At 42.8% G+C, this 20,919-nt stretch carries 17 protein-coding genes; 8 read left to right on the top strand and 9 right to left on the bottom strand.

The annotated features are described in order from the left end of the window. Positions 1-60 precede the first annotated feature (60 nt). A complete protein-coding gene (locus ELZ11_RS10985) occupies positions 61-792 on the top strand; it encodes a TetR/AcrR family transcriptional regulator (protein ID WP_137357447.1) in 732 nt (243 codons plus the stop codon). A 21-nt stretch (positions 793-813) separates the two neighbouring features. Here ELZ11_RS10985 and ELZ11_RS10980 read toward each other — a convergent pair whose 3' ends face one another. The 3 genes from ELZ11_RS10980 to ELZ11_RS24015 all read right to left on the bottom strand — a co-directional run bounded on the left by ELZ11_RS10980 (position 814) and on the right by ELZ11_RS24015 (position 2,951). After that, positions 814-2,088, bottom strand: coding sequence for a DEAD/DEAH box helicase (locus tag ELZ11_RS10980; RefSeq protein WP_137357446.1), 1,275 nt, complete (start codon positions 2,086-2,088; stop codon positions 814-816). A 53-nt stretch (positions 2,089-2,141) separates the two neighbouring features. Continuing rightward, the gene (locus ELZ11_RS10975; RefSeq protein WP_137357445.1) at positions 2,142-2,735 is read right to left on the bottom strand and encodes an acyl carrier protein phosphodiesterase; all 594 of its coding nucleotides are present in this window, start codon (positions 2,733-2,735) and stop codon (positions 2,142-2,144) included. A 93-nt stretch (positions 2,736-2,828) separates the two neighbouring features. Then, entirely contained in the window at positions 2,829-2,951 is a 123-nt protein-coding gene (locus ELZ11_RS24015; RefSeq protein WP_257619035.1) for a hypothetical protein, read from the bottom strand. A 351-nt stretch (positions 2,952-3,302) separates the two neighbouring features. On the opposite strand from ELZ11_RS24015, the gene ELZ11_RS10970 reads away from it, so the two are divergent. Further along, complete coding sequence (locus ELZ11_RS10970; protein ID WP_137357444.1) at positions 3,303-4,523, top strand: aromatic amino acid transport family protein; 1,221 nt, start codon at positions 3,303-3,305, stop codon at positions 4,521-4,523. A 150-nt stretch (positions 4,524-4,673) separates the two neighbouring features. After that, positions 4,674-6,104 carry a methyl-accepting chemotaxis protein gene (locus ELZ11_RS10965; RefSeq protein ID WP_137357443.1) on the top strand — a complete coding sequence of 477 codons (1,431 nt, stop codon included), beginning with the start codon at positions 4,674-4,676 and terminating at the stop codon, positions 6,102-6,104. A 73-nt stretch (positions 6,105-6,177) separates the two neighbouring features. Here ELZ11_RS10965 and ELZ11_RS10960 read toward each other — a convergent pair whose 3' ends face one another. Together ELZ11_RS10960 and ELZ11_RS10955 are read right to left on the bottom strand one after the other, a co-directional pair. Continuing rightward, positions 6,178-9,237, bottom strand: coding sequence for an efflux RND transporter permease subunit (locus tag ELZ11_RS10960; RefSeq protein ID WP_137357442.1), 3,060 nt, complete (start codon positions 9,235-9,237; stop codon positions 6,178-6,180). A gap of 11 nt (positions 9,238-9,248) precedes the next feature. Continuing rightward, on the bottom strand, positions 9,249-10,349 hold the full coding sequence (locus ELZ11_RS10955) for an efflux RND transporter periplasmic adaptor subunit (protein ID WP_167494665.1): 1,101 nt from the start codon (positions 10,347-10,349) through the stop codon (positions 9,249-9,251). Positions 10,350-10,544: 195 nt separating this feature from the next. Here ELZ11_RS10955 and ELZ11_RS24060 point away from each other — a divergent pair, with 195 nt between their 5' ends. Beyond that, the gene (locus ELZ11_RS24060; RefSeq protein ID WP_137357440.1) at positions 10,545-10,754 is read left to right on the top strand and encodes a hypothetical protein; all 210 of its coding nucleotides are present in this window, start codon (positions 10,545-10,547) and stop codon (positions 10,752-10,754) included. Here ELZ11_RS24060 and ELZ11_RS10945 read toward each other — a convergent pair. From ELZ11_RS10945 to ELZ11_RS10935, 3 genes are all read right to left on the bottom strand, one after another. After that, on the bottom strand, positions 10,699-11,403 hold the full coding sequence (locus ELZ11_RS10945) for an HAD-IA family hydrolase (protein WP_137357439.1): 705 nt from the start codon (positions 11,401-11,403) through the stop codon (positions 10,699-10,701). The two genes, ELZ11_RS24060 and ELZ11_RS10945, sit on opposite strands and share 56 nt — an antisense overlap. Before the next feature lie 237 nt (positions 11,404-11,640). Further along, positions 11,641-13,401, bottom strand: a complete 1,761-nt coding sequence (locus tag ELZ11_RS10940) for an HD domain-containing phosphohydrolase (protein ID WP_137357438.1) — start codon at positions 13,399-13,401, stop codon at positions 11,641-11,643. Between the two features lie 66 nt (positions 13,402-13,467). Then, positions 13,468-13,959, bottom strand: a complete 492-nt coding sequence (locus ELZ11_RS10935; RefSeq protein WP_137357437.1) for a hypothetical protein — start codon at positions 13,957-13,959, stop codon at positions 13,468-13,470. A 258-nt stretch (positions 13,960-14,217) separates the two neighbouring features. Here ELZ11_RS10935 and ELZ11_RS10930 point away from each other — a divergent pair, with 258 nt between their 5' ends. The 4 genes from ELZ11_RS10930 to ELZ11_RS10915 all read left to right on the top strand — a co-directional run bounded on the left by ELZ11_RS10930 (position 14,218) and on the right by ELZ11_RS10915 (position 20,237). Further along, a complete protein-coding gene (locus ELZ11_RS10930; protein ID WP_137357436.1) occupies positions 14,218-14,694 on the top strand; it encodes a CreA family protein in 477 nt (158 codons plus the stop codon). A 121-nt stretch (positions 14,695-14,815) separates the two neighbouring features. Further along, entirely contained in the window at positions 14,816-16,120 is a 1,305-nt protein-coding gene (locus ELZ11_RS10925; RefSeq protein ID WP_137357435.1) for an inosine/guanosine kinase, read from the top strand. Positions 16,121-16,338: 218 nt separating this feature from the next. Further along, positions 16,339-18,087, top strand: coding sequence for a formate--tetrahydrofolate ligase (locus tag ELZ11_RS10920; protein WP_137357434.1), 1,749 nt, complete (start codon positions 16,339-16,341; stop codon positions 18,085-18,087). 248 nt (positions 18,088-18,335) lie between these two features. Further along, a complete protein-coding gene (locus ELZ11_RS10915) occupies positions 18,336-20,237 on the top strand; it encodes a sensor domain-containing diguanylate cyclase (protein ID WP_137357433.1) in 1,902 nt (633 codons plus the stop codon). On the opposite strand, the gene ELZ11_RS10910 is transcribed toward ELZ11_RS10915, so the two are convergent. Next, the gene (locus ELZ11_RS10910) at positions 20,238-20,849 is read right to left on the bottom strand and encodes a beta-phosphoglucomutase family hydrolase (protein WP_279631083.1); all 612 of its coding nucleotides are present in this window, start codon (positions 20,847-20,849) and stop codon (positions 20,238-20,240) included. Between the last annotated feature and the right edge of the window lie 70 nt (positions 20,850-20,919).

The following is a 20,919-nucleotide window of genomic DNA, read 5'->3' as shown; positions in this document are numbered from 1 at the left end:
TATTTTGACAAAAAGCGTGTAGAATCTGGTAAAAGTCCCGAACTTGAATGAATTGTTGATATGACAGAAAAAAAACAAGGCAGAAGAAGTGCTAAGGCAGCAGAAGAGACGAAGTATCAAATACTTTCAGTTGCTGCCGGTATGTTTTGCGATCTTGGATACGAGCGAGTATCACTAAGAAACATCAGTGAAAAGGCTGGCGTGTCGCACAGCTTGATTCGCCACCACTTTGGTAGCAAAGAGAAGATTTGGCACAGCATTAGCGACAATCTGCACATCTATTTTCAGAATTACATCGCTCACATCGTCAAAGAATTACCAAAAGACGTCACGCCAAATATCTCACTGTATCTATTTGTGATGCGTTTGATTTCAAACATGATCTACACCAAGCGTCCGATGCAATTGATCGCTGACGCCGTTCGTCAAGAAGATGCGCTATTTGATTACTTTATCGACAAGGTCGGTGACGTTGAGGCGCTAATTAACGAACTCGCAGAACGCTATAACGAAGAATACCCTGATAAGGCGATTAAGATTTACGAGATTAAATGGCAAATGATCATGTACGCGAATGCTGCGGTATGCATGACGCCATTTTTGAAAGATACGTGGAGCGAAGAAACGGACGACTTAGATGTGTGTGTAATGAAACACTGGGAAATGTTCAATCAGCAAATGATCCACACTTTTAACATCAGCGATGAGTGGGTCCTTAAGCCAAATACGCTAGAAGAACTCGTCTACGACGTTGAATGCGAATGGAAATGTAATAAGGAGTCAGACTGCTAGCCTGACTCCCTTTAGTGGTTTCTACTTTCTACGAGATTGGCCGCGACCTTGATGTATTTTAAGTTTCGCTTTCATTTTGCGTTTATCCGCAGAGCGACCTTTACGTTTGGGTGAGCGGTCTGTGTCGATTTCTTCGATAAGGCTAGGTTCAAACCCTTGCAACCATTCTTGTGGCAGTCTTTTATCAAGTAAAGTCTCGATGGCTTCCAAAAGATATTCTTCGTCTCGGCTCATCAACGAAACGGCCAACCCGCTATTTCCAGCGCGCCCCGTTCTTCCAATTCTATGAACGTAATCTTCAGCCTTGTACGGCATATCGAAGTTAACCACTTGCTCAAGTTGCTGGATGTCCAACCCACGAGCTGCAACATCGGTCGCGATAAGCGCTCTTACCTTACCTGATTTAAAATCATCCAACGCTTTTTGTCTCGTACCTTGGCTCTTATCACCGTTTATCGATGCCGCTTTAATGCCATCTAACTTAAGCTCTTTAACTAACGCATCGGTACCTTGTTTGGTTTTGGTAAACACTAACACTTGCTGCCAGTTCTTAGACCCGATCAAGTAAGCCAACAGCTCGCTTTTGCGCTTTTTGTCTACTGGATAAACAATTTGAGTGACCGTTTCAGCGGTGCTGTTGGTTGGAGTAACTTGGATCTCTGATGGGTTATCCATCATACGATGTGCAATGGCTTTGATCTTATTATCAAAGGTAGCGGAGAAGAACAGTGTTTGGCGTTCTTCATTCATGCGCTTCAAGATACGCTTGATGTCCGGCATGAAGCCCATATCGAGCATTCGATCTGCTTCGTCGAGAACCAAAGTTTCTGTTTGGCTGAGCATAATGTTCTTAGTAAACATGTGATCAATCAATCGCCCAGGTGTAGCAACTAGAATATCAGCACCCGCTTTTAGATTGTCGGTCTGCACTTTCATGCTAGTGCCGCCATAAGCAACAACAACTTTTAAATCTGTACCTTGCGAGTAGCTCACTAAATTATCATACACCTGCTGTGCCAATTCACGCGTTGGCACTAAAACCAGCGCCCGAACTAATTTCGGGTTTGGAATAACGTTATTTTTTGTTTCTATCAAGCGCTGAATAATTGGCAAACCAAAGGCAGCAGTTTTACCAGTACCCGTTTGCGCACCTGCTAATACATCCTGACCTTGTAATACCAGAGGGATAGCCTGCTCTTGAACGCTGGTAGGTTGCGTAAAGTTCAACTCAGACAAGGTATCAAGTAAGTGAGAAGACAAACCAAGTTGGTCGAAAGGTTTTACAGCATCAGACATAATAAATAAGGCTCAATAGAAATTAGCCGCGAATTGTAGCAAAACTCATGAAATCAGGCACTATTTTGTCGCTGAAACTGTCTCGCTTTTTCTAGTATGTCGGGATAAATGGCCGTAAAGCTACCCTGTAACAAATCATAGTGTCGCTCTAAGGTTAAATAACATTGCTCTAACGGAGCGAGCCTCGGTCTACGCTTTGCCATACGCTCTAGCACTAGCTCAATGGAGGACACATTCTTGTACGATTCTAACCAATTGTGCTCCCACATACTTCGGTGCACCAGTTTAAATCGTTCCGGCCAATCTTCTTTCAATTCTTGGTCTATTGTCTGATGAGCAGACCCGCAAAAATCGCCTAGCCCTTTATCGTGGTAACGTGACCAATTCTTTGCCAAATAGTGATCCCAAAATACATCCAACGCTATTGGAGCAAACCGACGAGTTGAAGTTGGGAATAGCTGTTTTGATTCTTTCGCTATCGGGTGAGAATCCGTGTAACTGTCAACAAAGCGATGAAGTTTAATGCCGGTAGCAAACTCAGAATTGAATTGTTTGCTCGGATCGCCTTTTACGAAATCGCCTAATAGGTTACCGGCGAGGCTACTGGAACAATGTTCTGCGATATGGAGGTGGGCTAAGTAGTTCATTAAACCTCATTAAAGTCATCAATCATGAGTAATCATAATCTACTTTAACGAGGCATGAGATAAGAAATACCTTTTCGGTATTAATTAGATGTTTTAGTCGTTAAAACTTTCTTCGGAATGATTTGAATTTGCTTGCTGATAATCAGCTAAATTGATCCCAATTTCCATAGCATCAAGCAATTCCAAGCTTTCTTCATTTACATATTGGTCACTCATATCGACCTCTCTATTCCATTATTGTAAGACAATGCGGTGAGTTCGAGTGAACTCGGTAATACACTCTCATTGTTACTCAATATATATGACAGTTTCGTGTCATAAAGAAGCAAATCAGTATGTATCTATGACTCACATCATGGTTAATCGTTTGCTTAATCACTCTCCCCACTAGAATCCAAATGATGTACATTTTTAATTACACCTATCGTTAAATAATATGGACATTAGGTTGATCTTGGGAGTTATATACTGCAAAATCTCCAAAAAGTAGAGTTTGAGTGATTATAACAGTCAAAAACTACGATTAATTCGCTAAAACAACCCACTAACGTAAAGAATAATATACACATGACTAAATCAAAGGTTTTCGGCAGTACTTTGATCATTGCAGGCACCACTATTGGTGCAGGTATGCTCGCTCTCCCTCTAGCTTCAGCAGGAATTGGTTTCACTACCTCTCTATTCATCATGTTTGCACTCTGGATGCTAATGGCATTCACCGCGCTATTAATGGTGGAACTGCATCAATACGCTGACAGCAAAGCGACACTCCATACTCTGGCTGAGAGTATTCTTGGAACAAAAGGAAAGTGGATAGCGAGCTTTTCGGTAATGTTTCTATTCTACGCACTGTGCGCGGCTTACATTGCAGGTGGTGGTGCTCAGTTTAATCAAAGGTTGATTGATTTGGCGGGCATTGAACTTGATTCAACTATTACAACGATAATTTTTACGCTATTAGTCGCGACCGTGGTCACTATCGGTACGCACAGTGTCGACAAAGTGAATCGCGTACTTTTTGCTTGTAAACTGATTGCAATGGTTGTGGTATTAAGCTTCCTTGCTCCAAACATTTCATCACAATACTTATTGAGCATGCCGCTTCAACAAGGCTTGATCGTGGCAGCAATCCCGGTTGTATTCACTTCGTTTGGCTTTCACGGCAGTATCCCTTCTATTGTTAACTACCTAGATGGTGATGTTCGTTCGCTACGTAAAGTGATGATTGTTGGCTCTGCACTGCCTTTGGTTATCTACATTTTCTGGCAATCAGTAACACTTGGCGTTGTTAGCCAAGATCAATTACTCCAAGATTCGAGCCTAGGTGCCCTTCTTGTTACTCTGTCTCAAACCGTTCAGCAATCTAATTTGAGCCACATTGTGGGTGTATTTGCCGACTTAGCACTACTGACTTCTTTTATCGGTGTGAGCCTAGGCTTATTCGAGTTTATGGGTGATTCATTAAGCAAGAAAGTTGGCAACGCTAGTCGTACTAAAACGGCGTTAATCACATTCGTTCCACCTTTAGGGTTTGCATTATTTTACCCTCAGGGCTTTATTATGGCTCTTGGCTACGCGGCAATTGCATTAGCAGTGCTAGCAGTCGTACTGCCTGCTGTTATGGCTTACAAAGTTCGAGTAACTGCCCCTAAAGTGCATACGCAAAATGAAACGGTTTACCAAGTGTTCGGTGGTAATGCGTCATTGATGATTACTGGGATGATTGGCACACTTATCATTATCTGCCAATTATTGATCTCTGCTGGTGCGTTACCTGCTTTAGGCTGATTTCTATTCACCCCTAACGAATACAGAGATCAAGATCACACTATGTAAATCAGCCATCATATCTATTTCATAAATAGTCGCCCTTGATCTCATTTTTATCAATTATCGTTATATAAAGTTCTCGATATAAAGAATGTCCAAGAGGTGACTATGAAAGAAGTACAGTTTCGAACGATAGACCGTTTGTTTATAAAGATGTCTATCAACGATAAAATGTGGGTGATATTTTTAATTTTCTTAGCAGCTGTTACAGGCCTTTCTGGTGCGCGTTATTTTTCCACTCTAGAACAGATTGACCTCCAATCTAAGCAGCTAGCACAATACCAGCTAAAAGGGATTCTAAGCGTAGATTCGATAGACCCTAGCCAGCATGCATCACTTTCCCCTGCTCGCGCTTCAAGCAACACCGCCGAAATCAACAACGGTAACGTTACTGCCACGGCTAGAGCTAAAGACGGTAACTTTTACTCTCTGACCATCCCGCAACCAAACAACGAATCACAAAAGCAAGCTGCCTTAAACTCATTCTTGCTAAGCTACCTTTGGGCTATTCCTTTTGGTGTTTTCGTTTATTGGGTAGCGACTTTCCTTGGCGGTGCACTTTGGGTGCTCTACACCACCACTGAGAAGATTGGTAGCGGTGACCTTACGTCTCGCTTAGGCTTCCATCCTGGCCGTGACGAATTCGGTACTATTGGCTGTGCATTGGATAAATCAATGGACACCTTGAGCGAATTGATCAACACGGTTAATGAGAACGCAAATACGCTTAGCGAAACTTCAGCGTCATTCGAACAAGAAATGAAGTTAAGCGAACAGCAGATCTCTGGCCAACATGCTTCACTTGATTCAGTAGCAACCGCGATGGATCAAATGACGGCCTCTGCGCAAGAAGTATCAGGTATTTCCCAGCGTGCAACGGATCAAACCGAGCAAGACACTCAACATATCGACCGCAGTCATGCGAAAGTTCAGCAAGCGATTTCTGAAATTTCTACCCTGACAAGCTACATCGAGAAAACGTCGTCGTCAGTGACCAGCTTGAACGATAACACCAGCCAGATAAACGAAGTGATCACCACGATCAATGCCATTTCTGAGCAAACCAATCTACTTGCGTTAAACGCTGCTATCGAAGCGGCACGTGCTGGTGAACAAGGTCGTGGTTTCGCTGTCGTAGCCGACGAAGTTCGTACATTGGCGAGCCGTACACAATCTGCGACTGTCGAAATCCAAGCGATGATTGAAAAGCTTCAAAATGAAAGCAAGACCATCGCAGACATTACTAACGACACCGTGCTACAAGCACAAACGAGTAGCCAGCTTATTTCTGATATTGGTAACGATGTAACATCTATCGCCGATTCTGCTCGCTCATTAATGGACATGAGCATTCAAATTGCGACTTCTGCAGATGAACAAAGCAGTGTTGCCAACAGTATTGCCTCGGAACTGAATGATATCCGCAGCCAATCAAATGTCATTAGAGACGTCGCGAGAGATTCATCAACTGGTGTCTCGAATTTAACCAAAGCTTCTCAGTCTTTATCGATGACGCTTGAGCGCTATAGAACAGCCTAGTTCTCAACTTAAAACCAGCTAAATAGCAAAACAGGACTCATTTGAGTCCTGTTTTTTATTAGGTGTATTTCATCTATGCCATCGCTGGCTTTTGTTCGGCAACTTTATCTTTAAAGAATAAGCTATAAAGCACAGGTACAACCCCAAGTGTTAATAACGTGCCTACCGCCATACCAAATATCATTACAATCGACATCGAATACCAAAACTCTCCGCCAGATACTGCTAGTGGGATCAGTCCAAAGATGGTAGTCAAAGTTGTCATTACGATTGGTCGAAATCGCGCCACGCATGCCTCTGTGATCGCTTCTCGGATCAACACGCCTCGCTCACGGTTTTGCTCTATACAGTCAATCAAAACAATTCCATTATTTATAATGATCCCTGCTAGGCTGAAGATTCCAAGCATTGCGGGGAAGGTGAAAAACGCATCCATGATAAGTAAGCCACTCACCGCACCAATCAGTGATAACGGGATCGTCAACAAGATAATGGCCGGTCTACGAATGGAGTTGAACTGAAGCAACAGTAGCAAGATCATCACACCAAAACACTGCGGTAAATAACCAAATAAAGCGCCATTTGCCTTACTCGCGCCTTTTAACTCACCACCAAGGTCAATGCGATAGCCCAAAGGCAAGTTAATTTGCTCTAAGGTTGGTTGAATCAGTTTATTCAATTGGCTGGCTTGTAAACTCTCATGTTTGACACTGATCGTAACCGTTCTCTCTAGGTTGAATCGACGAATTACCGAAGGTTCACTGATCGCTTCAATCGTAGCAAACTGAATAAGAGGTAGCGCTTCACCACTACCTGATGCAATGATTTGGGTAGTAAATAATTTATCTAGTACTTTCTCGTCATTAGAAGCCCCTACTACAACTGGTATTACATCTTCATCGTCGCGATAACTAGTGACTTCATGACCACGTAAATAGCTGTCTAAGCTGGTCGCAATATCGCGGCTAGTCACTCCGGCTCTAAGTGCCTGCGCTTGATCAATGTTAAGTATCAATTTAGGGACATTATTTTCCCAATCATTAGCCACGCCCACTGCACCCGGAACTTTACGAAGCGCTACTTCAATTTGTTGGGCAATGTCTTTTATCACATCGATATCTTTACCAACGACTTGATATTCGACTAATCCAAGTTCCGTTCCACCAAGCCACATACGCTTTGCTTGCCCGCTCGCTTCAGGCAATTGAGTAGTAATAAATTGATTCGTTTTTTGAACCATTTCCGCTGCTGCTTCAAAATCCGTGGTATTCACAACCATGAATGCTCGATTCGGCGCTTTATCCACCGGAGATAATGCTAAGAAGAAGCGTGGCCCACCGTCACCTACGTAACGTACGGTACTGGTGACTTCAGGGTTAAGATCTTTATCCAGCAACCAGTCGTTAAGTCGTGTCGTGACTCGGTCTGTTTCTTCAACTCTTGACCCAGCGGGTAAATCAACAAACACCAAGTACTGATTTCGTTCGGAACCGGGCATAAATTGAACGGTAATAAACTTAAATCCGTAGAGTGATAAGGCAAACACCACCAGCACAGACGCGAGCGTAATCAAACGCATGTTCAAAATACTGCCAATGATCTTTCTATAGCCCTGATGAAACTTAGATTCTACTTTTTGCTCGGTGCTCGCTTTTTGCGGTTTGATAAACCACACACACATAACAGGCGTCGCGAATAAACATAGAAACCAAGAAGAAAGAAGCGCTACGGTGATCACTTGGGACAATGAACGCAGGTATTCCCCAGTGACATCTTGAGCCAGTAACAACGGCATGAATGCCAAAATGGTGGTCAAAGAAGACGTTAGCAACGGTACTGCCATCGACTTTGAAGCTAAAATTGCAGCTTCTGTGCGGTCAATACCCTGAGACACTTTACTTTTTATAAATTCAGCCATCACGATGCCATTATCGACTAAAAGCCCGAGAGAGATAATGATCGCGGCGATTGACATCCGTTGGAGTTCAACGCCCCACAAAGACATACCGACAACCGTCAGCAATATGGTGAGCGGCACAATGCTACCAACGATCAAGCCCATCCTTACTCCAAGGAAGAGCATAACTACAGCAAGTACAACCGCGACGGTTTGCATTAGGTTTGAAGTTGCAGAGCTAACTGAAGCGTTAACTTTTTCTGGTTGGAATGTTGCAAGTTCCAACTTCATTCCGACAGGTAGAAGCTGTTGGTTTAGCTGGATAAATTCCAGAACCTTTTCGCCAAACACATCACTTTGACTGCCTGACGCCATTGAAGCCGCTATAACAATACTGCGCTTCCCATTGAAATAGACCGGAGTGTTAAAAGGATCCTCGTAGCCCCGTTCTACATCGGCCAGATCACGCAAATAAACCGTATTTCCAGACTCTCTTTCTTGTAGATCGAGATTTAGAATCTCATCGACGGTATTAAAGTTACCGGTAGGCTCAATTTCAATCTGAAGTGTGTCGCTTTGAATGTTACCGCCAGGTAATACAACATTTCTCGCTTGTAGCGCACTAACGACTTGGCGAAACTGGAACTTTTCGTTTTCAAGCGCACCATTCTTGGCTTTGATCCAAATACGTTCTTGGTTTACCCCATAAAGCTCTACCTGCGAGACCGTTTCAACGCTGCTCAACCGGTCTTGTAGGTTTTCCGCCGTTTTACGAAGTTCCCTATCGTTAAAGCCTTCACCGCTTAAGGCTATGGTCGCTGAATACACTCGGCCAAATTCATCATTAACCATAGGGCCAACCGTCCCATCTGGCAATTGCGACTTCATACTGTCCATTCGGTTTCTAAGCGTGTCCCAAATAGGCTGCAAGTCGAAATATTTGTCGTGTACGGTGACCGTGATTTGCGCAGTACCCGTTCGCGACCAAGACTTAATTTCGGTTACTTCAGGAATTTGTTTTATTTCGCGCTCTAATGGTTTTGTTATGAAGTTTTCAATCCTATCTGGTGACATACCAGGAAATTGCGCCACGACAACCGCGCTACGAATCAAGATTTCAGGGTCTTCTTTACTAGGTGCATTGTTGAATGTGCTAATACCAAGCAGTAGCAACATAACCAAAAACACTTGAGTAAATCTTTCGTATTTTAATGCTAGTTCAGTGATTTTATGCATAGCCAGTTACCTTATAGACCTTCCCATAAAGCAACTTTTTGCCCTTCGTACAAGTAAGGAATGCCTGCTGTAACGACAATTTCGCCTTCATCCAGGTTACTCAGCACCACGACTTTACTATTGATGTTGTTTTTAGTTTGAACGTAACGTTTTTCTAGCGTCATATCGTCTGGCGAAACGATATAGATAGCCGCGCTGTCTTTAGAACCACTATGGCTTTTGTCACCAAAATCAAACGCTTCCAACGGTAACATCACGACATTTTGGCTAGTGCTTCCTATATTGAATTGAATATTGGCTGACATACCATTACGTAGCGTTTCGATTGGCTCTTGTAGCAATAAAGTCACCGCATAGGCGTTGCCCTTTTGTACGACCGCGCCAATCTCTGAGATCTGCCCCATGAAAACCGTGTTGTTCAATGCTGGAATCACCACTTGTACCATAGCACCGAACTCAACTTGTCCAATTAAAGATTCAGGCACTAAGAAATCAACTTCGTAAGCAAAGTCATTCACTAGTTCGATGATCTTCTGCCCAGAGTTTACTTTGGTGTAATTGTCGATGAACACTTGGCTAATTTGCCCGGAAAATGGGGCAAACAACTTCGCACGTTCAAGGTTTAATTCCGCGTTGGATAGATCGGTAAGAGCTAAGTTCTCTTGTTGCTGTTTAGCATCGAAGTCCGCTTTTATTCCACTAAGCTCTGAATCGGATACAAAGCTTTTTTCGTTGAGTGTTGCTGAACGTGTGTATTTGTCTTCAGCTTGTAGCCTAGCCGCCTTGGCTGCACCAAGAGACGCCTGAGCTTTTCTCAATGCTAGTAGTAAATCACTGGTTTCAAGCTGTGCTAACACCTGCCCCTTCTCTACTCGCTGTCCTTTCGTCACAAGCACGTGACTGACTGTGCCGTTCACTTTGAAGCTAATAGGAGACGTTTGTGCACTGCGCACAACACCGGTTAGTTCCCGGTACTGAGTATGAGATTCAAAGACAGATTTAATGAATTTGACGCTTCGCACCGTTTCTTGCGAAGTAGATGTTGTAGTTTCAGGTTGTTTTTCGCAACCGGCGGTAACAAGAATGATAAGGAATGCAAAGAGAGGTTTCACAGCGACACCTAGACTTATGGTACATCGTTCCAATATACCAAACTGTATACTGAAGCACTAATAAAAATGCCATACAGTGAAGTCACTCTCAAAAAGTGGAATGATAAATAAGAAAACTGTCTAACTTTAGAGCCTAGGGGTAATCTTAAATGGCTTATACATTTTCGCTCTATCTTATTGCTGCCAGGTGACATAATGAAAAATACAAAAACTGCACCAAACAATATTACCTGTCCACTATGCCAACACGATGAATATATGATTTCAGAGAGTGGTGAGAAGTTTACATGCGCTTCTTGTGGATTCCATACCAAGCACTTTACTTCGATTACTCGTGGTTTTGTGGTTCCTATAGACCCACAGCCGCAGAGTGCGATGCACTTGGTAAGTAGAGCCTGTCATTAATCCAGAATTGAAGCTCTTCTAATCGACTAATATTTAAAACCGAAGCGTCAACGTCTTCGGTTTTTCTTCCTTCCAAGCATAGACGAAATGTCTGAATCCCTGCTCTAACCCCCGCTTCCACACCTTTTGGTGTGTCATCAATATAAATGCAGTCTTGTGGCAAGAACCCCATATTCATAGCGGTATACATGATTAAATCAGGCTCTGGCTTCCAACTGTTGGCATCGAATGCTGAAAACACTTTACCTTTAAAGCTTTGATACAAGCCCGTCATTTCTAATGACAATTCGATCTTATCTTTTGGTGCGTTAGACGCGACACAGAACTCAATTCCTTCTTGTTCAAGAAAATGAATGAGTTCTTTCGCACCCGGCATGGGTTTTAGGTGGGCTTGGAAAAGTTTCTGTACGTTCTCTCGATAAAGCGGTTCAAGTATATCGAGTGAAATATAGAGGCCGTGTCTTGATTGCGTTTCTAAGAGGATATCGGCGAGCTTACCGCCCTTGAAATGACTTAAACACTCTTCAGCGGTGAGCGTGCAGTTGAATTGAGAGAACACCTGTACAAGCGCCTCGCAACATAGCTTTTCGCTATCCACGAGCGTACCGTCACAATCGAATATTACGCATTTTACTTGACCAGAACTCATAAGCACTCTCAATAAAACCATCTAGTAATTTATACTAAATGATTAATGTTATATTGATATGTACGAGGTAACACTTCCGGGATTGGCACTTATTTATCTTCGCAAAATATGCACAAGATCACTAATGTAAGGCTAATAATTAACGTTTATATATAAAAGGGATGGCCATACATTAAGAGAAGAAATAATAAATGATTATAGCGCTGGGTTTATAGAACCCAGAGTAACGATTAATCACTAGTGTACAGAACTTGTATCTGGATAGGTATTTCGGATAGCGATAAAGTCTTCAATATTTTCTAGCAGCAAGCGAGTAAGTTCAGGATCAAACTGTTTCCCTGACTCGTCGTTGAATAACTTAATGACTTTTTCGATTGGCCACGCCTGCTTATAGCAGCGTACGCTTAGTAGTGCATCAAATACATCTGCGATAGCAGTAATTCTCGCGAACAGATGAATATCACTGCCTGCTTTCCCTTGTGGGTACCCCTTTCCATCCCAACGTTCATGGTGCTCATGAGCAATCACCGCTGCAAGGTTAGTGATATCTCCGTCACTGGTTTGCAATAGCTTGAAGCCGGTAGTGGTGTGTTGCTGCATAATTTTCCATTCGTCATCAGTGAGCTTTCCCGGTTTATCCAAAATAGACTCAGGCACAGATATTTTACCTACATCGTGCATAGGGCTGATAATTTCAAGAATTTCCACTTCTCGGTGGCTCATGCCTTTTAACTTCGCTAGAAAGGCTGACAACTTTGCAACACGTTTTACGTGATTACCCGTTTCACCAGAGCGTGTTTCAATCGCTTCACCAAGTACATGAATCATTTCTTTTTGAACGCTTAATGTACGTTTTTGCAAAGAAAGTATTTTTTTATTCTTGTTTGCGAGCTCTTTCTTTTGTCTTAACGTCGCAAACTGCATCACGATAATTGCGCTTAAAAACACAATGAGAATACTTACTCCAATTACCAACCTTAGGTTTTCTTTAAAGAACGAATATGGAGTATTTAGGAATATACTGTCACTTGGGAGGGTATTCTTATTAATGTTCATTGTTTTTACGGTTTGGTAATCAAAGACCGCCCGCTTGTTATCCCCTGGAATAACATCCTGCGTAAAGTTCAACGGTACATATTGATTGAGCGATTTTACCGCTTCAATTCCCATGCTTTCCGAGCGATTAACATAGCCACCTACAACTCCCCCTTGAATATAAAACTCCCAGAGCGCAAATACTGGCGCGGCACAGGCCTCGCCGATAGTGTGAGCGATCTGCTGGTAACTGTAATAGATATTAGACGCTAGTTCAGTATTGTAGTGAGTTAACAACACTGCATCATCAGGGGAAACTTTTGACAATTTTTGGCTTGCTTCGACCAACGTTAATTCGGAGATTTCAATGATATTGACCGTTGGGTATTGCTCTACCGCTTTGAACACTCGCTTACGAATCAGCTCAGAGGTTACGCTGTGATCGGCAAGGTAATAAAGGTTTTTAATTCTTGGTTGGACACTCAGGATAAGCTTGATATTGCTTTCAATGTCGTCTTTCTCATAAATAACGGTGCCGCGATGTGTAATGCCATAAAGATTTTCGGCTGGATCGTTAATCCCGGCTGCCACGACTGGAATGTTTTTGCCAGCGATTAGGTCGAAACGATGCAAAAACTTAAGTGCATTGTCGTCGGTGACAATTACACCATCAAATTCATAATCTTGGTATTTAGAAGACAAATAGCTTTGGAGCGTAGATAGATACTCCTCGGAGTTAACACGCTTAGTATCAAGGTATTCAATTGAAACTTTAGTTGGAGTGTCTGCAAGCGCAAGTGCTGAATCGATACCCTTCTGAAAGTCAGATGTCCATTGGTATGAGGGCTCATAGGAATGGAGCACTAAAATTTGCTTTAAGCCCCGCGACTCGCTATTTGCATACGCAGCGTTAAAAACGGTAGCCAGTACAATCGCAAAAATAATACGGCACAACTTGTTCATTGACAAAACACTCGGTAAATAAGACGGCGTATTTTACTCGATCAACCTGTAGTTGTGCCTACTGTTTTATACTTCAGCCCAATATTTTGCACTGGAACTATGATCTTGCTCCCAAACGTTAACCAGTTGGCATGCGAATTCCACTTTATCACCTGATAAGTTCGTAATGTCTGAGATCAACAACTCATCAGACTGCGCGGTAACAATCGCAGATGCGACCACTTCGCCATTAGTTAACCCTAGATATAGGTTATGTTCATCAGACAAAATGATCTGCGTGAAAAACTCCAGCATGTTGGCTTGATCAGCTTTAGATTTCCATGAACTTGCTTGGTTTAAAGAGAACATCACTGTCATTTTATGGAAATCGACCAAACAAATTTCGTCGACAGAATGGCTAGGTTGAGAGGGAGTGAAAGGTTGAACTTGGCGATTGAAAAGAGATTCTTGATAAAGTTTGCTACCAGCTAAACTTTCTTTGGTGGGGAATTGGACATCTATTTGACTCAAGAGCCATAGATTCTTTTTATGGGCTATATCAGGTATTTCATTATTCATTCTTTTACTACCTTAGTAATTTATCCCCAAATATCACAATTATTTGGGAGGCAAACATTCGACTTAGGTGCCGAGCTGCAGCCAAAAAGCATACAGACCATCAAGATAACCAACAAGCACTTTAAGTTTTTCATCGTTAACTTCCTTATTTAATAAGCATTTGCTCCATGAATCCTTAGAATCCCCCTTGGTAAACTCGTCACTTCCTTTTACAATCTCTTTTGCAATCAATAAAACTTATTACAAAAAGGACTTCACATGAAAAAAGCCTTATTAGCAGTTGGCCTCATCACCCTCCTTTCTGGTTGTTCAGACAACGAGGTTGGCGATGTGTCTCTAGGCATGTTTACGATGAAAGACATCAAATTGAACACGCTTGTAGACCCAGAAGTTCCTGGCGTTACTTGTCATGTCGCAAGTATCGAAGCAGATTTCAGTTTAGCGGATCCTAGTGACAGCTCTATCTCATGCCGCCAAACAGGCGAAATCACACCTGAAATGATCGCTCAAATCGATAGAAGTAAATCTGGCGAAGTGGTATTCAAAAAATCGAAAAGTGTATTTTTTAAAGCCATGAAAATTCGTCGTATTTACGATCCCGCTAACCAAACTCTGATGTACTTGTCGTACTCGACTAAAGAAACGTCCGGTAGCTTTAAGCATAGCTTATCTACAGTGCCTTTATGGGGAACAAAAGCTTACGTAGAGCCAAATACGACTGAAATTACTCAGTAAATTGATTTTAAGAGTTCACCTGTTCAATCCCTGCTCAGGTGAACTCAAATGTAATAAAAATGAAAGAAACTCTCAAATTTTGTGATATCATGCGGCAAAATTTCCCACTATCTTTTTTCATATGAAATTTCCTGGACAGCGTAAATCTAAGCACTACTTTCCAACACACGCCCGTGACCCATTGGTCAACCAAATTCAACAAACGCCTCAGCTCCACCGACCAACAATCGTAGGTGTAGGTCAAACAATCGTTGATATTGAAGCGCGTGTGGACAATGAATTCCTAGAAAAATATGAATTAAGTAAAGGACACTCTTTAGTACTCGAAGAGAGCAAAGCCGACGCCTTGTACGACGAGTTGGTTGAGCGCGGCTTAATCACGCACCAATACCCTGGTGACACCATTGGCAACACGCTACACAACTATTCTGTATTAGCAGACAGCAAATCAGTACTACTTGGCGTAATGTCTAAGAACATTGAAGTTGGTTCTTACGGTTATCGCTACCTTTGCCGTACTTCTTCACGCATGAACTTAAACCACCTGCAAACTGTAGATGGTCCTATTGGTCGTTGTTACACATTGATCTCCGAAGATGGTGAACGTACGTTCGCGATCAACGAAGGTCACATGAATCAGCTAAAACCTGAAAGCATTCCAGAAAAAGTATTCGAGAAAGCGTCTGCATTAGTTGTTTCTTCTTACTTGATGCGCGGCAAGCCAGAAGATCCAATGCCTCAGGCCGTTCAAAAAGCTATCGAGTATGCAAAAGCACATAATGTCCCTGTTGTTCTTACACTTGGTACCAAATACGTCATCGAAGGTAACGCTGAATGGTGGCAAAACTACCTAAAAGAAAACGTAACCATCGTAGCGATGAACGAAGAAGAAGGTGAAGCCCTAACTGGCGAAAAAGATCCACTTCTAGCGTCGAATAAAGCACTTGAGTGGGTAGATTTGGTTCTATGTACAGCGGGCCCTATCGGCTTATACATGGCTGGCTACACTGAGGAATCACATAAGCGTGAAACCACCCTTCCATTGTTACCGGGTAACATAGCCGAATTCAATAAATTCGAGTTCAGCCGTGCAATGCGTAAAGAAGATTGCCAAAAGCCAATTAAAGTATACTCTCACATTGGCCCATACCTTGGTGGTCCACTAGAGATTAAAAATACGAATGGTGCTGGCGACGGTGCGTTATCTGCATTACTGCACGATATGGCCGCAAACAGCTACCACCAAGTTAACGTACCAAACTCAGAGAAACATGAACAAACGTGCCTGACGTATTCATCGTTATCTCAAATTTGTAAGTATGCAAACCGCGTAAGCTATGAAGTGCTGACTCAACACTCCCCTCGCTTATCTCGCGCCCTACCAGAGCGTGAAGACAGCTTAGAAGAGACATACTGGGACCGCTAATCCCGAGCGATTACAGAAAAAAGGCTACCAACGGTAGCCTTTTTTAATTCTATCCATTCGATCTTTATTCTTGCGACTTGATCTAGCGCATTGAAGCGTGACATCTGATATCGTTTAGTCAGAATCACTAGCACATCAACTTTACAAAGCACATTTAATTAGTAGTATCACAGCGCAAACGTTTACTGACCTAAAATCCCACCTATTTAGGAGCATTCATGTTGTCTGATATTGAAATTTGTCGTTCTACCTCACTCATGCCCATTTCACATATAGCGCACAGCGCAGGCTTAGAGCCCAGTGAGTTTCAAGCCTTGGGCGAACATAAAGCGAAAGTGTCATTATCGACTTTAGATAGGTTGCAAAGTAAACCAAACGGTAAGCTTGTTCTTGTCACAGCAATAACGCCGACACCACTGGGTGAAGGCAAAACAGTGACGACGATTGGCCTGGCGCAAGGGCTAGCAAAACTCAATGAATCGGTAATGGCGTGTATTCGACAACCTTCAATGGGCCCCGTATTTGGTGTTAAAGGAGGAGCGGCTGGTGGTGGTTATGCTCAAGTGGCACCAATGGATGAACTCAACCTTCATTTAACTGGCGATATTCATTCAGTCACAGCCGCACATAACCTTGCTTCAGCTGCGATTGACGCACGAATCTATCATGAGCAGCGTCTAGGCTATCAAGATTTTAAAGCGCGCAGTGGGTTAACCGCGCTAAAGATCAACCCAAACAGCGTGACATGGAAACGAGTTCTAGACCACAACGATCGAGCACTACGTCAAGTCACTGTTGGGAAAAATGACGAAGGAAAAAGCATTAACGGCTTTGAACGTAACGACGGCTTTGATATCTCAGCGGCTTCTGAACTCATGGCTATCTTGGCTTTGTCGAGCGACTTGAAAGATCTACGTCGAAGAATCGGCCGAATTGTTATTGGTTACAATGATGAAGGCAAACCTGTGACAACTGAAGACCTCCAAGTAGCTGGCGCCATGACAGTCACCATGAAAGACGCGATCCAACCAACTTTAATGCAAACGTTAGAAGGTGTGCCAACCTTGATTCATGCAGGTCCGTTTGCCAATATCGCACATGGTAATTCGTCTATCATCGCAGATAGAATTGCCTCAAAACTCAGTGACTATGTCGTAACCGAGGGTGGGTTCGGTTCTGATATGGGCTTTGAAAAAGCGTGTAACATCAAAGCACAAGTTTCCAAACAAACGCCAAGTTGCGCGGTTATTGTCGCCACATTACGGGGTTTAAAAGCGAACTCAGGCCAATATGACTTAAAACCTGGTACTCCGCTGCCTGACAACTTGTTCGGGCAAGATGAACAAGCGCTCACGGCTGGCTTTGAAAACCTTAAGTGGCATATAAACAACGTCAAGAAATATGGTGTACCTGCTGTTGTCGCTATCAACCGCTTTCCACAAGACACCACAATAGAGCTCGAACAGTTAAAGCAAATGATTTCCGAATACGATCGTACAGTCGAAGTCGCAATCAGTGATTCTTTTTCTGAAGGTGGTAAAGGCGCATTGGAGTTAGCAAATAAAGTAGTGAGAGCATGTCAGATTACCACCAACTTTACTCCGTTATACCAGCTAGAGCAGAGCATTGAAGAAAAGTTGATGGCCGTTGCCGAGGTAGGCTATGGCGCGGCAAACATCACACTGTCAGAGCAAGCCAAAGAACAGCTATCGCAATTTAATGCCCATGGTTTCAACCAGTTAGCAATCTGTCTAGCCAAAACTCCCCTATCCATTTCAACCGAGTCACACATTAAGGGGGCACCAAAAGGCTTTACGGTTCCAATCCGAGAACTGAAGCTTTGCGCCGGGGCGGGTTTCATTTATGCACTGTGCGGCAATGTTATGACTATGCCAGGCCTACCAGACAAGCCTGCATTTATGTCACTAGATATTGACGAAAACGGTGAAATTATTGGCTTAAGCTAGAAGGTTTATCACCCATTTTAATTAGGCTCTAGTCATTATTCTAGGGCCTATTTTTTAACTATTTACACTGTAAACACACGCATTTTTCTACTTTATTGAGAAAACTATCTGAATATATACTTGATATTAATAAGAACACGCGTAGCACCAACATTCTGTACTCAATAAACTAAGTATATTATTGAGGAGAGGATCACATTATTACATCATATGAAACTGTACCATTCCCTTAGTACTTTGAGGGGAATATGAACATTAAAATTGCAAAGCTTTCAGGACAGTTTTTGTGCACTTTATTTGCCCTAGGTATCGTTCCTGCTCTTTATGTTATCGCTGAATTTGACCGCATTGACGAACAATACAACTCAAGCGTACAGCAAGCTAACTTTAACCAAATCGAATACAGTTACCATGAATTGGCAACTATCATTCGCCAAATTTCCACATCGGTTCCTACTATTGCGCGTTCAAAGACTCTGATCAGAGCAATTGAACAACCGGACCCTGTTCATCTAGAGTCGGTTCAAGATCTATGGACAATGCTGGCGCGCGGCCAAAAGTATTACTCTCAACTTCGCTTTCTTGATAACGACGGCATGGAACGTATCCGTGTCAATCATGAAAATAACATTACCACCGTTATTGCCCCTAGCCAGTTACAAGATAAGTCTAATCGTGATTACTTTGCAGAAGCGCTAACTCTGAAGCCTAATCAAGTCATCTCTTATGGCCTCGATCTCGAAGTAGAAAAAGGGCAAATCGTCACGCCAATCATTCCTGCATTGCGCGTTATTACCCCTGTCGAATCAAATGGTAAGCGACTAGGCTATTTCATCGCGAACCTAAATATGAATGAAATCTACAGCCGACTTAAGTACGAACGTGGCAACAAAAGCTTACCGACACTGATAAATAAAAGCGGTTACGTTGTCATGTCTCAATCACTAGAAAAAGCGTATGGGCACATCATCCCTGAGCGCAGCAAAGAAACATTAGCGATAACCCAGCCGAAACTTTGGGAATCCATGCTTGCCAACGATCAAGGTAATTACTTCGATGGTGAATCTTGGTTTTTCTATAGCGATGTGAGTTCGGCTATATCTCAGCTCAATGAGCCTCTGTATATGGTATTGAATATTAAGGATTCTCGCCTACAAAGCCATTACAAAAGTGAGATGCGATCTATCTATGAACAAGCTGCCGCCCTACTCATCATCATTATGAACATTTCCGGAGCATTCGTCTGGTGGAACTATCGACACAACAAAAATAGTATCGAAAGTCGCTTAGCTAAAGCCGCTATGAATGGCATGTCGGCCTTAGTCATTACCGATAGAAACAACCGAATAATCCAAGTAAACCAAGAATTTACAAGGGCCAGCGGCTACACCTTAGACGATGTAAAAGGTAAGCAGCCTTCCATTTTTGCCTCCGGCCGTTACAACGAAGAATTCTACATTCAAATGTGGAAAGTGATTCAAGATAAAGGTATATGGGAAGGTGAAGTCGTCAACAAAAGAAAAGATGGCTCACTGATCACCGAGATCCTTCGTATCCAAACCATTATGGATAAAGAAGGCGTCATTCAGTTTTATGTCGCCTCGTTTGTCGATATTTCTCAACGTAAAGAGCTAGAAAACCGCTTACGTGACCTTAGTGAAAAAGATGCCCTCGCAGGTTGTTGGAACCGACGTAAATTCGATAATGAGCTGCGCGATCATTCTACTCGCTGTGGCCGTTACCCAGACAAAGAAACATCATGCCTTGCGATTCTCGACATCGACCACTTTAAGCGCATCAATGATAAATACGGCCATGATCACGGTGACAAAGTCATTAGAACAGTTGCTGAAGTACTGCAGCGAGAAAGCCGAGAAACCGATTTTGTTGCACGTATTGGTGGTGAAGAGTTCGGGCTAATCCTCCCCCACACAACAACCAGTGAAGCCAATTATGTCTTGAACCGTCTACGCACAGTGATTAGCTTAGAGTTCGGAGAAGAAGTCACTATTAGCGGTGGTATCACGAATATCACTGCAGACGCCAACCAAAATTATAAATGCGCTGATGTCGCGTTGTATGACGCTAAAGCAAGTGGCAGAAATACTATCTGCCTCTTCTTAAGCGATGAAATTGACGAAATTGCCTAACTACTCTGTGATATAAGGGTAAAACGCTAGCTCATTTCCATCGATAACCATTATGCAATCCATTTGAGCTGCATGCGCTGCTTGTTTCCCAAGTTCTGTATCTTCAAATACCACACATTGTGAAGGTATCAGCCCCAATTCATCCGCTGCCCTCAAAAAAGTGTCCGGATGGGGCTTATGATTTTCAACATCAGTCGCGGTCACGATAGAATCCAACAACCCTTCCAATTTATGCGCTTTTAACAGAGCAACCGCGCTTAACCTTTGGCTGCCCGTACCTACTGCAAGCTTTTTCTGTCCATGATGCTTGAACAATACATCGCAAGTGACGTCAATTTTTTCGCCTTTGTTTTCAAGGTTTGCGAAAGATGACATCTTGAACTTGGACACTAAGTTTGGGTCAAGGCTCAAACCTTGAGAACGATTTATCTCTGCTGCAATCTTATAGCTTGGCATTCCACCTAACCCATGAATCCACGTTTGATCGAACTCAAATCCAAAATGGTTCGCCGTTTGTTGCCACGCACTAAGATGCGCTGGCATCGTATCGAGCAGCGTCCCATCCATGTCAAAAATCAAACCTTCATACTTGTCTAGATTCACTCTCTTGATCCCTTTTACTTACCACAAAAAAACATACTGATACCTAATTCAATATTGAGTATTATGCCGTAATTATTCA

Origin of the sequence: Vibrio profundi (genome assembly GCF_005281835.1) — a bacterium.
GTDB classification, from domain to species: domain Bacteria; phylum Pseudomonadota; class Gammaproteobacteria; order Enterobacterales; family Vibrionaceae; genus Vibrio; species Vibrio profundi.
This window is presented reverse-complemented; position numbering and strand designations above follow the sequence as displayed.

Excerpts from the sequence above, each read along its gene's own strand:
- ELZ11_RS10980 (WP_137357446.1), bottom strand. The coding sequence starts at position 2,088 with ATGTCTGATGCTGTAAAACCTTTCGACCAACTTGGTTTGTCTTCTCAC.
- ELZ11_RS10920 (WP_137357434.1), top strand. The coding sequence starts at position 16,339 with ATGTTGTCTGATATTGAAATTTGTCGTTCTACCTCACTCATGCCCATT.
- ELZ11_RS10985 (WP_137357447.1), top strand. The coding sequence starts at position 61 with ATGACAGAAAAAAAACAAGGCAGAAGAAGTGCTAAGGCAGCAGAAGAG.
- ELZ11_RS10965 (WP_137357443.1), top strand. The coding sequence starts at position 4,674 with ATGAAAGAAGTACAGTTTCGAACGATAGACCGTTTGTTTATAAAGATG.
- ELZ11_RS10935 (WP_137357437.1), bottom strand. The coding sequence starts at position 13,959 with ATGAATAATGAAATACCTGATATAGCCCATAAAAAGAATCTATGGCTC.
- ELZ11_RS10925 (WP_137357435.1), top strand. The coding sequence starts at position 14,816 with ATGAAATTTCCTGGACAGCGTAAATCTAAGCACTACTTTCCAACACAC.
- ELZ11_RS10930 (WP_137357436.1), top strand. The coding sequence starts at position 14,218 with ATGAAAAAAGCCTTATTAGCAGTTGGCCTCATCACCCTCCTTTCTGGT.
- ELZ11_RS10975 (WP_137357445.1), bottom strand. The coding sequence starts at position 2,735 with ATGAACTACTTAGCCCACCTCCATATCGCAGAACATTGTTCCAGTAGC.
- ELZ11_RS10970 (WP_137357444.1), top strand. The coding sequence starts at position 3,303 with ATGACTAAATCAAAGGTTTTCGGCAGTACTTTGATCATTGCAGGCACC.
- ELZ11_RS24015 (WP_257619035.1), bottom strand. The coding sequence starts at position 2,951 with ATGAGTGACCAATATGTAAATGAAGAAAGCTTGGAATTGCTTGATGCT.
- ELZ11_RS10945 (WP_137357439.1), bottom strand. The coding sequence starts at position 11,403 with ATGAGTTCTGGTCAAGTAAAATGCGTAATATTCGATTGTGACGGTACG.
- ELZ11_RS10940 (WP_137357438.1), bottom strand. The coding sequence starts at position 13,401 with ATGAACAAGTTGTGCCGTATTATTTTTGCGATTGTACTGGCTACCGTT.
- ELZ11_RS10960 (WP_137357442.1), bottom strand. The coding sequence starts at position 9,237 with ATGCATAAAATCACTGAACTAGCATTAAAATACGAAAGATTTACTCAA.
- ELZ11_RS10915 (WP_137357433.1), top strand. The coding sequence starts at position 18,336 with ATGAACATTAAAATTGCAAAGCTTTCAGGACAGTTTTTGTGCACTTTA.
- ELZ11_RS24060 (WP_137357440.1), top strand. The coding sequence starts at position 10,545 with ATGAAAAATACAAAAACTGCACCAAACAATATTACCTGTCCACTATGC.